The organism is Ethanoligenens harbinense YUAN-3 (genome assembly GCF_000178115.2).
GTDB classification, from domain to species: domain Bacteria; phylum Bacillota; class Clostridia; order Oscillospirales; family Ethanoligenentaceae; genus Ethanoligenens; species Ethanoligenens harbinense.
On the sequence record NC_014828.1, the window covers coordinates 2,883,675 to 2,897,718 of the forward strand.

Consider the following 14,044-nt stretch of genomic DNA (forward strand, 5'->3'; position numbering starts at 1 on the left):
AGAAACTATATCCATTGTAATATGGCTTTATGCGGCACGCGCGCCGCAGTTGACAGGGTGGGCGGCGCGGCGTAACATGAAGGGAAACCAGCAGGACAGGAGGGGGCATCTGTTTGGCAAACCGAATCGGAAAATATGGCGAATCGCTGCCGGCCGGCGATTTTGTGGATGTGGGGTTCCACATCGCGGTACTGTGCAAAGGACTCGGCGGCCTGTTTGAGCTTGTCGGCAGCGTGCTGCTGCTTTTTTTGAATCCCGCACGGATGGGCCGCCTGCTCACATTCGTGGCGCGCCGCGTGCTGTGGTCGTGGAAACCTGTGAGCGGCCTGCTGCTGCAGTTCGGCGCGCATTTTTCCACCGGCGCGCAGCTCTTTGGGATGCTCTACCTGCTTTCGCACGGGGCCATCAAATGCATGTTGATGGTACTTTTATGGAAGAAAAAGCTTTGGGCCTATCCACTTGCCGTCCTGTCCATCCTCCTGTTCATCGGCTACCAGGTCTACCGGATTGCTGTGCACCCCACATTTATGATGATAGCGCTCACGGTGTTTGATGCCGCCATGATCGCGCTGACCGTGGCGGAATACTTACGGGTGCGCCGGACATTCGCCGCGCAGAAGCAGCGCGCCTGACTGGTTTATTCCGACAGGCAGAGGCAGAACGGATGCCCCGCCGGGTCGAACAGCGTAATCCACTGTTTCGGGTTATACTGTTTGGCGCTTTTGACCGCGCCAAGGCTTACGGCATAAGCCGCAGCTTTATCCAGATCGTCCACGGTAAAGTCCAGATGCATCCCCTTCTGCTGTCTGCCGGGCTCTTCCGGCCAGACGGGCGGCACATAGCCTTCATCCTCGCTGATGAGCAGCCGGAACGAAGACGCGCCCCCACTCACGCAGTAAAGGCCGTCGAACCCTTTTTCAGCCTGCCATCCGAGCAGTGCGGCATAAAAATCCGCCAGTTCACCGGCATTCGTACAGTCGATCACCACACTTCTCGGGCGAATGAGCCATTCGGTGGCCTGCGGGGCACTTTTTTCCTGTTCCATATTATATGTAACATCCTTTTGTGGCGCGCCGCCGGGTCTCTGCATCCTGCGGGCGACGGCTCATTTGCGTTTGCGCGCCTCGTATTTTTCCTGCTCGTGTTCAAAATCCTTTTTTTCCTGTTCGGTCTGCGGCAGCAGCGGCGGCACCATGACCGGGCGATCGGTCTCATCCAGCGCCACAAAAGTGAAATACGCCGTGTTGGTCAGCTTGGACTGGTGCGTCTTGAAATCCTCGGTGCCCACCACGATGCGCACTTTCATGGACGTGCGCCCCACCCAGACGAGCTTGGACGTCACGGTGACAACCTCCCCCACATGGATGGGGTAACGGAACTCGATGCGATCCACCGTTACAGTAGCGACCTCATGGCCGGAATGACGGCGGCAGGTGAGCGCGCCTGCGATATCCATGTAATGCATAAGCTGCCCGCCCTGCAGGTTGCCCAGCAGGTTGGCCTGTGCGGGCAGAATCAATTCGGTCATTATGGCCATAGACTCCGAGGGGGTGCGGCCCGCGAGGGCGGCTTTCTCCTGCGTTCCCGATGTGACGGCTGTGTTTTCCATAATCTGTTGCATCTCCTTTTTCACGCGGCGGCGGGGCAGCCCGTCCTCCGACAGGGATCGGTCTTCGTTTTATGCCTATAAGTATACCAAAACACTGTCACTATTGCAAGTTTTACATGCATTTTATGCAAATTTTACACGTTTGCGCAGGCATTTCTTTTGCGTAATTCCTTGCATATGCGCACGCGGGATGCTATAATGAAAAAACAACGCAACAGCCATGTCCCTGTTTCGCCACAGTCTGCCGCCCTCCGCCGGAGGATGCGCGGCCTGTGGCCGTCGGCGACTGCGCGCGCGGCTGCATACCGGCGGCCTGCGGCACACGTCCTGCAAAGCGCGCAATTCGCGGTTACAGATAAAAAACGATATGCCCGCCCCGGCGGGGGAGGAACGGTTTGTAAATGAGGGATGCAAGTCACATGAAAAATTTCATCAACATTCAAAAGCAGGGCCTGTATGACCCCGCTTTTGAGCATGACGCCTGCGGCATCGGCCTGCTTGCCAACATCAAGGGCAAAAAGTCCAACGAGCTGCTGCGCCAGTCGCTCTCCGTGCTGTGCAACCTTGCGCACCGCGGCGGGGTGGGCAGCGAGCCGAACTCGGGCGACGGCGCGGGCGTGTTGCTGCAACTGCCGCACGCCTTTTTCAAAAAGGTCTGCACCGGGTTCGAGCTTCCCGCCGCCGGTGATTACGGCGTGGGCATGCTCTTCATGCCGCGCGACGTGGAGACCCAAAAGGGCATCTCGGGGCGGTTTGAGACCATCACGGCCGAGGAAGGGCTTTCCCTCCTTGGCTGGCGCGACGTGCCGGTGGACCCCTCCACGCTGGGCGAAACGGCCGTAGCCAGCATGCCGTTCATGCGGCAGGTGTTCGTGGCGCGCGGAAAGGTCGCGCCGGGCATGGCGTTTGAGCGCGCGCTCTACATCGCCCGCCGCCGCCTGGAGAAGGACGCCGCGGCGGCTTATCCCGGCCAGGGCTTCTATGTGGCCAGCTTTTCCTCCGCCACCATCGTGTATAAGGGCATGCTCACGCCCGAGCAGGTGGGCGCGTTCTACCCCGACCTGCACGACGACGCGATGGAGACCGCCATCGCCCTCGTCCACTCGCGCTACAGCACCAACACCTTCCCCAGCTGGAACCGCGCACATCCCAACCGTTACCTCATCCACAACGGCGAGATCAACACCCTCTGCGGCAACGTCAACTTCATGAACGCGCGCGAGTCCATGCTCCAATCGGACGTGTACGGCGGCGCGCTGCCCAAGGTGCTGCCGATTATCAACCCCGACGGCAGCGACTCCGCCATGTTCGACAACACGGTGGAGTTTCTGCACATGGGCGGCATGCCGCTGCACCGCATCATGATGCTGATGATTCCCGAACCGTGGGACGGCCATGAAAGCATGAGCGCTGAGAAAAAGGCGTTTTACGAATACCAGAGCTGCCTGATGGAACCGTGGGACGGCCCGGTGGCCATGGGCTTTACCGACGGCGTGCGTGTGGGCGCGGTGCTCGACCGCAACGGCCTGCGCCCGGCGCGCTACACCGTCACCACCGACGATTTCATCGTGCTTTCCTCCGAGACCGGCGTGCTCGACATCCCGCCCGAAAAGGTGGTCAAAAAAGAGCGCCTGCATCCGGGCCGCATGCTGCTCATCGACACGGAGGCCGGCCGCATCCTCACCGACGAGGAGATTAAAAACGAGGCCGCGCGCGAAAAACCCTACGCCGAGATCCTCGCGGAAAACCTCGTGAAGCAGGACGCGCTGCCCAAAGCGGAGACCTCCCCGCAGGCGCTGCGCTTTCCGCTGGAACAACTGCAAAAAGCATTCGGCTATACCTATGAGGACCTGCGCACCATCATCACCCCGCTCGCGCGGGACGGTGCCGATCCCGTGGGCGCCATGGGCAACGATATTCCGCTGGCGGTGCTCTCCGAAAAGCCTCAGCTTTTATATGAATATTTCAAACAGCTCTTTGCGCAGGTGACCAACCCGCCGATCGACGCGCTGCGCGAGGCGGTCATCACCTCTTCGAAGGTGCTGCTCGGCTCGGAAGGCAACCTGCTCGACCCGACACCCGCCAGCGCCCGACGCGTGCAGCTTGATTCCCCGTTCATCGACAACGCTGCGCTGGCTTCGCTGCGTGAGCTTTCGGTGGACGGCCTGCGGGCCGTCACGCTGCCGATCGTGTTCCACGCGGCCGAGGGCGGCGCGGGCTTGAAAACAGCGATGGACAACCTCTGCGAAGTGGCCAAAGACGCCGTGCGCAAGGGTGTAAACATTCTCATCCTCAGCGACCGCGGCGTGAATAAAAAGCACGCCGCCATCCCGGCGTTGCTGGCCGTAGCCGGCCTGCACCACTTCCTCGTGCGGGAAAAACTGCGCTGCAACACCAGCATTGTGCTGGAGTCGGGCGAGCCGCATGAGGTACACCACTTCGCCACGCTGCTCGGCTACGGCGTGAGCGCCGTCAACCCCTATCTGGCGCTTGAGTCGGTCGCCCATCTGGTGGAAAGCGGCTTCCTCACCGGCAAAACGGTGGAAGAAGCGCAGGCCAAATACCTCAAGGGCGTGACCAAGGGTGTCATCAAGGTGCTCTCCAAAATGGGCATCTCCACCATCCAAAGCTATCAGGGCGCGCAGATCTTTGAGGCACTCGGTCTGGAAAAACCGTTCATCGACCAATATTTCACCGGCACCCCCTCCCGCGTGGGCGGCATCGGGCTGGACGGTGTGGCCACCGAGGCGGCCGCACGGCACGCGTTCGGCTTCCCGGCGGGCGGCGTGCCCGACGACGGGCTGGAAAGCGGCGGCAAGTACCAGTACCGCCATGACGGTGAATACCACTTGTATAATCCTCTCACCATCCACGCGTTGCAGGAAGCCTGCCGCGCGGGCGATTTCAAGAAGTTCAAGGAATATACCGCACTCATCAACGGCGAGGCGGAAAAACTCTGCACCCTGCGCGGGCTGCTCAAATTCAAGCCCGGCAAACCCATCCCGCTCGACGAAGTGGAATCGGTCGAGTCGCTCTGCGCCCGCTTCAAGACCGGCGCGATGTCGTTTGGCTCCATCAGCAAAGAGGCGCATGAAGCCATGGCCGTCGCCATGAACCGCATCGGCGGCAAAAGCAACACCGGCGAGGGCGGCGAGAACCCGGCCCGCTTTATCCCGGAAGCAAACGGCGATTCCCGCTGCTCCGCCATCAAACAGGTGGCGTCCGGCCGGTTCGGCGTGACCAGCAACTACCTTGTGCATGCTCAGGAGATCCAGATCAAGATGGCACAGGGCGCCAAGCCCGGTGAGGGCGGACAGCTCCCCGGCCGCAAGGTCTACCCGTGGGTCGCCAAGGTGCGCTATTCCACACCGGGCGTGGGCCTTATCTCCCCGCCTCCGCACCATGACATCTACTCCATCGAGGACCTGAAAGAACTGATTCACGACCTCAAGAACGCCAATCCGGACGCCCGCATCAGCGTCAAGCTGGTGGCCGAGACCGGCGTGGGCACCGTGGCCGCCGGCGTGGCCAAGGCCCTGGCCGACGTCATCCTCATCAGCGGCTACGACGGCGGTACCGGCGCCTCGCCCCGCACCAGCACCCGCCACGCGGGCCTGCCGTGGGAACTGGGCCTTGCCGAAACGCACCAGACGCTGGTGCTCAACGACCTGCGCAGCCGCGTGGTCGTTGAGACCGACGGCAAGCTGATGACCGGGCGGGACGTGGCCATCGCCGCGCTGCTGGGCGCCGAGGAATTCGGTTTTGCCACCGCGCCGCTGGTCACGCTCGGCTGCGTGATGATGCGCGTGTGCAACCTGGACACCTGCCCCGTGGGCGTGGCCACCCAGAACCCGCGCCTGCGCGCCAAGTTTGCCGGCGACCCGCAGCATGTGGTCAACTTCATGCGCTTTATGGCAGAAGACCTGCGCGAGATCATGGCGTCGCTCGGCTTCCGCACCATCGAGGAAATGGTCGGGCGCACCGACATGCTGGAAATGGACCAGACGCGCGGCAACTGGAAGACCCGGAACCTTGATTACGACGCCATCCTTTTCCGCCCGAAAGTGGATGAGAGCGTGGGCGTTTATCATCAGATGAATCAGGATCACGGCCTGGATGAATCGCTCGACCGCCGCAAGTTGCTGGCGCTCTGCGCGCCCGCCATTGAAAAGGGTGAGAAAGTGGACGTGCGGGTGGCGATTCAAAACATCGACCGCGCGGCCTGCACCATCCTCGGCAGCGAGATCACCAAAGCGCACGGCGGCGAGGGCCTGCCGGACGACACCGTGACCATCCATCTGAACGGCTCCACCGGGCTGAGCTTCGGCGCGTTTGTGCCGCACGGCGTCACGCTCGACCTGGAAGGCGACGCGAACGACTACATCGGCAAGGGCCTCTCGGGCGGCAAGATCATCGTGCGCAAGCCCGACGCGGCCACTTTTGTGCCGGAAGAAAACATCATCATTGGCAACGTGGCCTTCTACGGCGCAACCAGCGGCGAAGCCTATATCGGCGGCGTGGCGGGCGAACGCTTCTGCGTGCGCAACAGCGGCGTGACCGCCGTGGTGGAAGCGGTGGGCGACCACGGCTGCGAATATATGACCGGCGGCCGGGTGGCCGTGCTGGGCAAGACCGGGCGCAACTTCGCGGCGGGCATGTCCGGCGGCGTGGCCTATGTTTATGATGAAAACGGCGGCTTTCCGGCACGGTGCAACACCGAAATGGTGGACCTCGGCCCGGTGGAGGGCGAGGACGCCGATACCCTGCGCGGCATGCTCGAAAAACACGCAGCCTTCACCGGCAGCGCCCGTGCCAAAGCCATGCTGGCCGACTGGGATGTGGCGCTTGCCAAATTTGTGCGCGTGATGCCGCGCGACTACGAGCGCATTCTGCTCGCCATCAAGAAAGCGGAGGCCGACGGTCTTTCCGGCGACGACGCAATGATGGCCGCTTTTGAAGCCAATTTTAAAGCCCCCGCAAAAGCGGGCGTGAAATAAGGGGGAAGCACACATGGCCAAACCGACTGGATTTCTGGAATACGAACGGGCCCTTTCCCCCGATCGCGCGCCGCTTACGCGCATCAAGGACTGGGAAGAGTTCCACACCGCTTTTTCGGCCGAGGAGCAGCGGGTGCAGGCCGCGCGCTGCATGGACTGCGGCACGCCGTTCTGCCACTCCGGGCTGATGATCGGCGGCGGCGCTTCGGGCTGCCCCATCAACAACCTCATCCCCGAATGGAATGAGCTGGTTTATCGCGGGCTGTGGAAGGACGCCATCGCCCGTCTGCTCAAAACCAACAATTTTCCCGAATTCACCGGGCGGGTCTGCCCCGCGCCGTGCGAAGGCTCCTGCACATTGGGGCTGATCGACCCGTCGGTTTCCATCAAGGCAGACGAGTGCAAGATCATCGACTATGCGTTTGAGCAGGGCTGGATCAAACCCTGCCCGCCCGAATCGCGCACCGGCAAAAGAGTGGCGGTCGTCGGCTCCGGCCCGTCCGGCCTCGCCTGCGCCGCCCAGCTCAACTATGCCGGGCACAGCGTCACCGTGTTCGAGCGGGCGGACCGCCCCGGCGGCCTGCTGATGTACGGCATCCCCAACATGAAGCTGGACAAAACGCGCGTCGTGCTGCGGCGCATTAAACTCATGGAGGAAGAAGGCGTCGTCTTCCAAACCGGCGTGGAGGTCGGCAAAGACAAAGATGCTCAGTCCCTGCTCGCGAATTTTGACGCGGTGGTGCTCTGCACCGGCGCGACCTTGCCGCGCGACCTTGCCGCCGAAGGGCGCGAGGGAGCGGACGGCATCCACTTCGCAGTGGATTTCCTCCACGCCAACACCAAGAGCCTGCTGGATTCCAAACTGACCGACGGCAGCTATATCTCCGCCAAAGACAAGCACGTCATCGTCATCGGCGGCGGCGACACCGGCACCGACTGCGTGGCCACCTCCGTGCGGCACGGCTGCAAGAGCATCACGCAGTTTGAGATCATGCCCAAGCCGCCCAAATCGCGCACGCCGGGCAATCCGTGGCCTGAATGGCCGAAGATCTTCCGCACCGACTACGGTCAGGAAGAAGCGGAGGCCGTGTTCGGCCATGATCCGCGCGCCTACGGCGTGATGACCACGCAGGTGGAAAAGGACGAAGCCGGACATGTGCGCGCCCTGCACACCGTGCAGGTGGAATGGAAAAAGGACGCAAAAAGCGGCCGCTTCGCCCCGATGCCCGTCGCCGGCAGCAAAAAGATCTGGCCAGCCGATCTGGTGCTCATCGCCATGGGCTTTCTCGGGCCGGAGCAGGCGCTACTCGACGATTTCGGCATCGAGCGCACCGCACGCAGTAACATCGCCGCCTCCGAGACCGACTATGCCACCAACATCCCCGGCGTGTTTGCGGCCGGCGACGCGCGCCGCGGCCAGAGCCTGGTGGTGTGGGGCATCCACGAAGGGCGCGCCGCCGCCGCCGCCTGCGACCGCTATCTGATGCAGACCGCCTGATTTCTCTCGTTTTGACCGTCTGACAGAGGGACAGCGCCATGAAACCGCCGCGTAAATATTCTGTTGTGCTCTCTTTTATCTATGTCGGAATCATGACCGGGTGCGCGCTGACTGAGTTCTTTGTGCAGCACAGTACACTTACCGGCGTTTTGTGGGGTATTGCCGCTTTGATCTGGCTCATAAAGGGACTGGTGAACCTGCACCGCTGGCATGCATTCTCCAAAAAGGAAGACGCATAAACGGATTGTGTGGTTGATAAAAGCGCAGAAAAAACGCCTGGCTTTTCATCTTTTGACCGTCTGACGGAGGGATAAGCGCAATGAAAAAGCCGATCCATATATTCAACATCGTATTTGAATTTATACTCACCGGCTTATTCGGCATTTGGGCTGTCTACTATTTTGTGACCGGCCATAGCCTCCCGGATGTCTTGCTGATGGCAGGAGTAGCCTCTCTGTCTCTTTTTCTGGGCATCTTTGCTCTTTGCAGGCGACATGCTTTTCTCAAAAACAGCAGGCCCTGAAGCCTTTTACGTTTGCAAAACCTGCCGGAACGTCTTTTTTCGGCAGGTTTTTTTAGCCGTTTTAAATATACCTATTTTATCTACTTGACAAAATGCAAAAATGCGGTATTATGGATATGGTACATGCAGGACTATAGAAAAAACCAGTTGCAAAACGAAAGGCGGATTGTTTATGAGCGAGAGCATCTTTTACCGTTGTTCAAAATGCGGCAATGTCGTCGCGCTGTTCAAAAGGGGCGGCGGAACGCTCGCCTGCTGCGGGCAGGACATGGATAATCTGGTTGCCAACTCCACCGACGCGGCGCAGGAGAAACACGTGCCGGTCGTCACCCGCGACGGCGATACGCTCACCGTCAAAGTCGGCGCGGTGCCGCATCCGATGCTGGAAGAGCACTACATCGAGTGGATCGCCATCGTGACGGGCGGCCAGGTCGTCATCAAATACCTCAAGCCCGGCGATGCTCCGGAAAAGACCTTCTCTATTTCCTGCAAATCCGGCACGGCATATGCATACTGCAATCTGCATGGACTCTGGAAAGCAGATTTTTAAGGAACCGCGGATTCCCACGTCCACGCGGGATCTGGCATCGGCTCCCTAAGACTCCGGACTATACGTAGAAACACGTTCCATTCTCACAAAAACAGACGGCCGGCAGCGGGTCTTCCCCACTGCCGGCCGTCTGTTTTCCGCTCACATCACCGTGGTGACCAGCAGTGCAATATTCAGCACGGTGACAATGATGCCGATGGCCCAGAGCATGACCCTGTCCGCCGCAGAGTTGGCGTATTTGCCCATCACCTTTTCGGACGAAGTGAGATAGATCTGCGTGAAAACGGTGATCGGCAGTTGGATGCTTAACAGCATCTGCGAATAGACCAGCCCGTCGAACGGCGAAGAAACGAAGAAGATGGCGGCCACCCCGGCCAGCAGCGTGATGAGCACGCCGGCGCAGGTGTGGCTGTCTTTAATGTCGTACGGTTCGCCGAAGATGCCGGCAAAAATGCTGCCACCCGCCATCCCGGCCGTCACGCTTGAAGAAAGCCCCGAAAACAACAGCGCCACCGCGAAAATGAGCGCCGCACCGTTGCCCAGCAGCGGCCGCAGCATCTGCTCGGCCTGCGACAATTCGCTCACCTGCACATGGCGGGTGAAAAAGGTGGCCGCCGCCACCAGAATCATAGCGCTGTTAATGCCCCAGCCGATGATCATGGAAAACAGTGTATCCGCAAATTCATATTTGAGCTGCCGCTTGATGACGGCATCGTCCTCCAGGTTCCATTGGCGGCTCTGGATGATCTCGGAATGCAAAAACAGGTTGTGCGGCATCACCACCGCGCCCAACACGCTCATGATGATCGGCAGCGAGCCGTGCGGTATCACTGGGGCGACCCACGACACGGCGGCCGTGTGCCAGTCCACATGCACCAGCGTGAGCTCGAGCACAAACGCGATGCCGATGACCGATACAAAGCCGATGATCCATTTCTCGATGTGGCGGTAAGAATTGGAGAACAGCATCCAGATGTCGGCCGCCAGCACGATGAGCGCCCCTACCCGCAGCGGCAGGCGGAAGAGCATGTTCAGCGCGATGGCTCCGCCCAGCAGCTCGGCCATGGCGGTGGCTACACTGGCCGCCATGGCGCTGCCGAGGATGACCCAGCGCGGCACGACACGCGTATATTGACTGGTGGCCTCCGAGAGGCAAAGCCCCGTGGCGATGCCCAGATGCGCCGCGTTGTGCTGGAGGATGATGAGCATAATGGTGGAGAGCGTGACCATCCAGAGCAGCACGTAACCATACCCCGCGCCGGCCGAAAGGTTGGACGCCCAGTTACCCGGGTCGATGAACCCCACGGTCACGATCATGCCCGGGCCGATGTATTTGACGAAATCCAGCGCAGCAAAACGCGGGTGATGCACCGTTCCACCCCGCTTGATCAATGGCTCCATATGTAAACCGCCTTTTTCCGATAGAATGCCGGAGAAACCGGCGGACACGCCGCCTGCCCCCTCTGGTATTATAAAGTGCCCGGCGTTTTTTTTCCAGTGCCTTGCTTTTTTTACGGAAAGTCTTGTCTTAACAATACCAAAATGGTATAATTAAAGCAAGGATAATCTCCCCTGCCCGTGCGGATACTAAGGCGTGTGCACAGCCGGGCGGGAGGCACACGCGATTCGTATTGATTTGACAACAACCAAACAAAAGGAGCGATCTTTATGTGCACCGACAACCGCAAAGTCGTGCTGGTAGGCACCGGACTGGTGGGCATGAGTTTTGCCTACGCCCTGCTCAACCAGCACGCATGTGACGAACTGGTCCTCATTGATATCAACAAACAGCGTGCTGAGGGCGAAGCGATGGACCTCAACCATGGTCTGGCGTTTTCCGGCACCAACATGAAAATCTACGCGGGCGATTACAAGGACTGCGCCGACGCCGACATCGTGGCCATCTGCGCGGGCGTGGCGCAGAAACCGGGCGAGAGCCGGATGGATCTGCTGCAGCGCAACACCGCCGTGTTCAAATCCATCGTGGAGCCGGTGGTGGCTTCGGGATTTTCCGGCGTGTTTCTTGTGGCCACCAATCCGGTGGACATCATGTCCTACGTCACATACAGGTTGTCCGGCTTTGCAAAAGGCCGCATCGTGGGCACCGGCACCACGCTGGACACCGCCCGCCTGCGCTACCTGCTGGGCGACTATTTCAAGGTGGACCCGCGCAACGTGCATGCTTATGTGATGGGCGAGCACGGCGACAGTGAGTTTGTGCCGTGGTCGCAGGCGCTTATAGCCACCCGCCCGGTGATGGAGCTTTGCGTGGAAAACCACGGCCCGGACTATAAAGCCGGCATGCTCCACATCGGTGAGGAAGTCCGCACCGCTGCCTACCGCATCATCGAAGCCAAAAAAGCCACCTATTACGGGATCGGCATGGCCATGGTGCGCGTGGCCCGCGCCATTCTCGGCGGCGAAAACAGCGTGCTCACCGTTTCCTCGCTGCTCGACGACGACTACGGCACCCCCAAGGTCTATGCCGGCGTGCCGTCCATCGTCAGCCGGCGGGGCGTCAGCCGTATCATTCGGCTTTCGCTCACACCGGAAGAAAATCAGCTGATGCAAGATTCCTGTGCCAAACTGGAGCAGGCCGTCTCCGGGTTGACATTTTAACAATGGCCGATCTTTGTCTGTGAGGTGTTGATGATGAAACTGTTCGAACCGTTCAACATCCGGGAGCTCACGCTGAAAAACCGCATCGTGATGCCGCCGATGTGTATGTATCAGGCAGGCGGCGACGGGTTGGCCACCCCGTTCCATGTGCTGCACTACGGTACGCGCGCGCAGGGCGGCGCGGGGCTGGTCATCGTGGAATCCACCGGCGTGCTGCCCGAAGGGCGCATCAGCGACCACGACCTCGGCCTGTGGAACGACACGCAGGCAGATGCGCTGCGCGAAGTGGCCGACGCCGTCCACCAAAACGGGGCAAAGATCGCGGTGCAGCTCGGCCACGCGGGCCGCAAAAGCACCTGCGCCGTACCCGAAATCGTCGCCCCCAGCGCCCTTGCATTCAATGAGAAAAGCCGCACCCCGGCGGAGCTGACCGTCGAACAGATTCACGGCGTGGCTGACGCGTTCGCGGCGGCGACCAAGCGCGCCGCAGACGCGGGGTTTGATGCCGTGGAGGTCCACGCGGCGCACGGCTATCTGCTGCACGAATTTCTCTCCCCACTGACCAACCGGCGCGAGGACGCATACGGCGGCACCGACGAAAACCGTGTGCGCCTGCTGCGCGAAGTGCTGGCGGCCGTGCGGGAAGTCTGGGGCGGCCGCCCGCTGTGGATGCGAGTTTCCGCCTTCGACTACGCGGACGGCGGCATTGACGGGAATCTCATGGTTATCTATGTGAACGCGGTGCGCGACCTCGTCGATCTGGTGCATGTGAGCACCGGTGGGCTGCTGCCCGTGCCGGTGCGGGATTATCCGGGGTATCAGGTGCCGTTCGCGGAGCGGATCCGAGCCGCGAGCGGGCTGCCCACTATCGCGGTGGGAAAGATCACCACGGCGGACATGGCCGAGGAAATTTTGCAGAACGGCCGCGCCGATCTGGTGGCAATCGGGCGGGAGCTTCTTCGCAACCCGTACTGGCCCGTTTACACCGCGCAGACGCACGGCGTGGAGGGCTATGTGCCCGAGCCTTATGCGCGCGCGTTTCCCCGGCATACATAATACGGCTACCGGCAAGCAAAGCGGTCGCGGGCTCTTAAATTTGACAAAACAACTTCCATTTTTATGCGATATCGCTTATAATAAAGATTGTCAAGGCTGTGACAATCAGCCCTTTCGTTCTGAAACAATTATTGGAGGTAATGTTATGTCTTTGGTTTCCGCAGCAGAAATGACCAAAAAAGCACTTGCCGGCAAATATGCCGTCGGCCAGTTCAACATCAACAATCTGGAGTGGACAAAGTCGATCCTTCTCACCGCGCAGGAACTGAAATCGCCGGTTATCCTCGGCGTTTCGGAAGGCGCCGGCAAATATATGACCGGTTATAAAACGGTCACCGCCATGGTCAAAGCCATGATCGAAGAACTGGGCATCACCGTGCCGGTGGCTCTGCACCTCGACCACGGCTCCTATGAAGGCGCTTACAAAGCCATCGAAGCCGGCTTCTCCTCCATCATGTTCGACGGCTCCCACTATCCCATCGAAGAGAACGTCGCCAAAACCAAAGAGCTCGTTGAGAAGACCCACAGCATGGGCCTCTCGCTGGAAGCCGAAGTCGGCGCCATCGGCGGCGAGGAAGACGGCGTGATCGGCGGCGGCGAAGTGGCCGACCCGGCCGAGTGCAAACGCATCGCCGACCTGGGCGTGGACATTCTGGCCGCCGGCATCGGCAATATCCACGGCGTGTATCCGGCCAACTGGCAGGGCCTGCGCTTCGACGTGCTCGCCAAGATCAAAGAGATCGTCGGCGACAAGCCCCTCGTGCTGCACGGCGGCACCGGCATCCCCGAAGACCAGATCAAAAAGGCCATTTCGCTGGGCGTTTCCAAGATCAACGTGAACACCGAGTGCCAGCTGTCTTTTGCAGCCGCCACCCGTAAATACATCGAAGAAGGCAAAGACAAGCAGGGCAAAGGCTTCGATCCCCGCAAGCTGCTCGCCCCGGGCGCGGAAGCCATCAAAGAGACCGTGCGCGAGAAGATCGCCCTCTTCGGTTCCGCCAACAAAGCCTAAGGTGGGCACAACCCACATCTCGGTTCAAACAAGTTTGAACTGAAACCTTGGGTGCATGGCCTGAACGGTGGGCACAGCCCGCGTTTCGGCTCATTAGCCTACACGATTCACGCACAGCCTGAAAAAGGGAACCTGCACCGCAGTCCCTTTTTCAGGCTGTGTGTTTCTTATGTCTTGAAA

Annotated in this window: 12 protein-coding genes; 9 read left to right on the top strand and 3 right to left on the bottom strand. The window is 60.4% G+C overall.

Features of this window, described 5'->3' with window-relative positions; translation table 11 throughout:
* Nucleotides 1-113: 113 nt before the first annotated feature.
* Nucleotides 114-632, top strand: coding sequence for a DUF2127 domain-containing protein (locus tag ETHHA_RS13585; RefSeq protein ID WP_013486532.1), 519 nt, complete (start codon nt 114-116; stop codon nt 630-632).
* 5 nt (nt 633-637) lie between these two features.
* On the opposite strand, the gene ETHHA_RS13590 is transcribed toward ETHHA_RS13585, so the two are convergent.
* Both ETHHA_RS13590 and ETHHA_RS13595 read right to left on the bottom strand, forming a co-directional pair.
* Nucleotides 638-1,045 (bottom strand): VOC family protein, encoded by a 408-nt coding sequence (locus ETHHA_RS13590; protein ID WP_013486533.1) that lies wholly within the window; start codon nt 1,043-1,045, stop codon nt 638-640.
* A gap of 60 nt (nt 1,046-1,105) precedes the next feature.
* A complete protein-coding gene (locus tag ETHHA_RS13595; protein WP_013486534.1) occupies nt 1,106-1,609 on the bottom strand; it encodes an acyl-CoA thioesterase in 504 nt (167 codons plus the stop codon).
* Nucleotides 1,610-2,028: 419 nt separating this feature from the next.
* Between ETHHA_RS13595 and gltB the strand changes: the two genes are divergently transcribed.
* The 5 genes from gltB (at nt 2,029) to ETHHA_RS13620 (ending at nt 9,177) form a co-directional block, all read left to right on the top strand.
* On the top strand, nt 2,029-6,606 hold the full coding sequence (gene gltB, locus ETHHA_RS13600; RefSeq protein WP_041686915.1) for a glutamate synthase large subunit: 4,578 nt from the start codon (nt 2,029-2,031) through the stop codon (nt 6,604-6,606).
* Nucleotides 6,607-6,619: 13 nt separating this feature from the next.
* Nucleotides 6,620-8,104: a glutamate synthase subunit beta gene (locus ETHHA_RS13605; RefSeq protein ID WP_013486536.1), complete on the top strand. Its 1,485-nt coding sequence runs from the start codon at nt 6,620-6,622 to the stop codon at nt 8,102-8,104.
* 38 nt (nt 8,105-8,142) lie between these two features.
* Nucleotides 8,143-8,343 carry a hypothetical protein gene (locus tag ETHHA_RS13610; RefSeq protein ID WP_013486537.1) on the top strand — a complete coding sequence of 67 codons (201 nt, stop codon included), beginning with the start codon at nt 8,143-8,145 and terminating at the stop codon, nt 8,341-8,343.
* A gap of 80 nt (nt 8,344-8,423) precedes the next feature.
* Nucleotides 8,424-8,627 carry a hypothetical protein gene (locus tag ETHHA_RS13615; protein ID WP_013486538.1) on the top strand — a complete coding sequence of 68 codons (204 nt, stop codon included), beginning with the start codon at nt 8,424-8,426 and terminating at the stop codon, nt 8,625-8,627.
* 172 nt (nt 8,628-8,799) lie between these two features.
* Complete coding sequence (locus ETHHA_RS13620; RefSeq protein WP_013486539.1) at nt 8,800-9,177, top strand: desulfoferrodoxin; 378 nt, start codon at nt 8,800-8,802, stop codon at nt 9,175-9,177.
* Between the two features lie 141 nt (nt 9,178-9,318).
* On the opposite strand, the gene ETHHA_RS13625 is transcribed toward ETHHA_RS13620, so the two are convergent.
* Entirely contained in the window at nt 9,319-10,578 is a 1,260-nt protein-coding gene (locus ETHHA_RS13625) for an Nramp family divalent metal transporter (protein WP_013486540.1), read from the bottom strand.
* 267 nt (nt 10,579-10,845) lie between these two features.
* On the opposite strand from ETHHA_RS13625, the gene ETHHA_RS13630 reads away from it, so the two are divergent.
* The 3 genes from ETHHA_RS13630 (at nt 10,846) to fba (ending at nt 13,864) form a co-directional block, all read left to right on the top strand.
* The gene (locus tag ETHHA_RS13630; RefSeq protein ID WP_013486541.1) at nt 10,846-11,796 is read left to right on the top strand and encodes an L-lactate dehydrogenase; all 951 of its coding nucleotides are present in this window, start codon (nt 10,846-10,848) and stop codon (nt 11,794-11,796) included.
* Between the two features lie 33 nt (nt 11,797-11,829).
* The gene (namA, locus tag ETHHA_RS13635) at nt 11,830-12,852 is read left to right on the top strand and encodes an NADPH dehydrogenase NamA (protein ID WP_041686917.1); all 1,023 of its coding nucleotides are present in this window, start codon (nt 11,830-11,832) and stop codon (nt 12,850-12,852) included.
* A 145-nt stretch (nt 12,853-12,997) separates the two neighbouring features.
* Nucleotides 12,998-13,864: a class II fructose-1,6-bisphosphate aldolase gene (gene fba / locus ETHHA_RS13640; RefSeq protein WP_013486543.1), complete on the top strand. Its 867-nt coding sequence runs from the start codon at nt 12,998-13,000 to the stop codon at nt 13,862-13,864.
* The last annotated feature ends 180 nt before the right edge of the window (nt 13,865-14,044 follow it).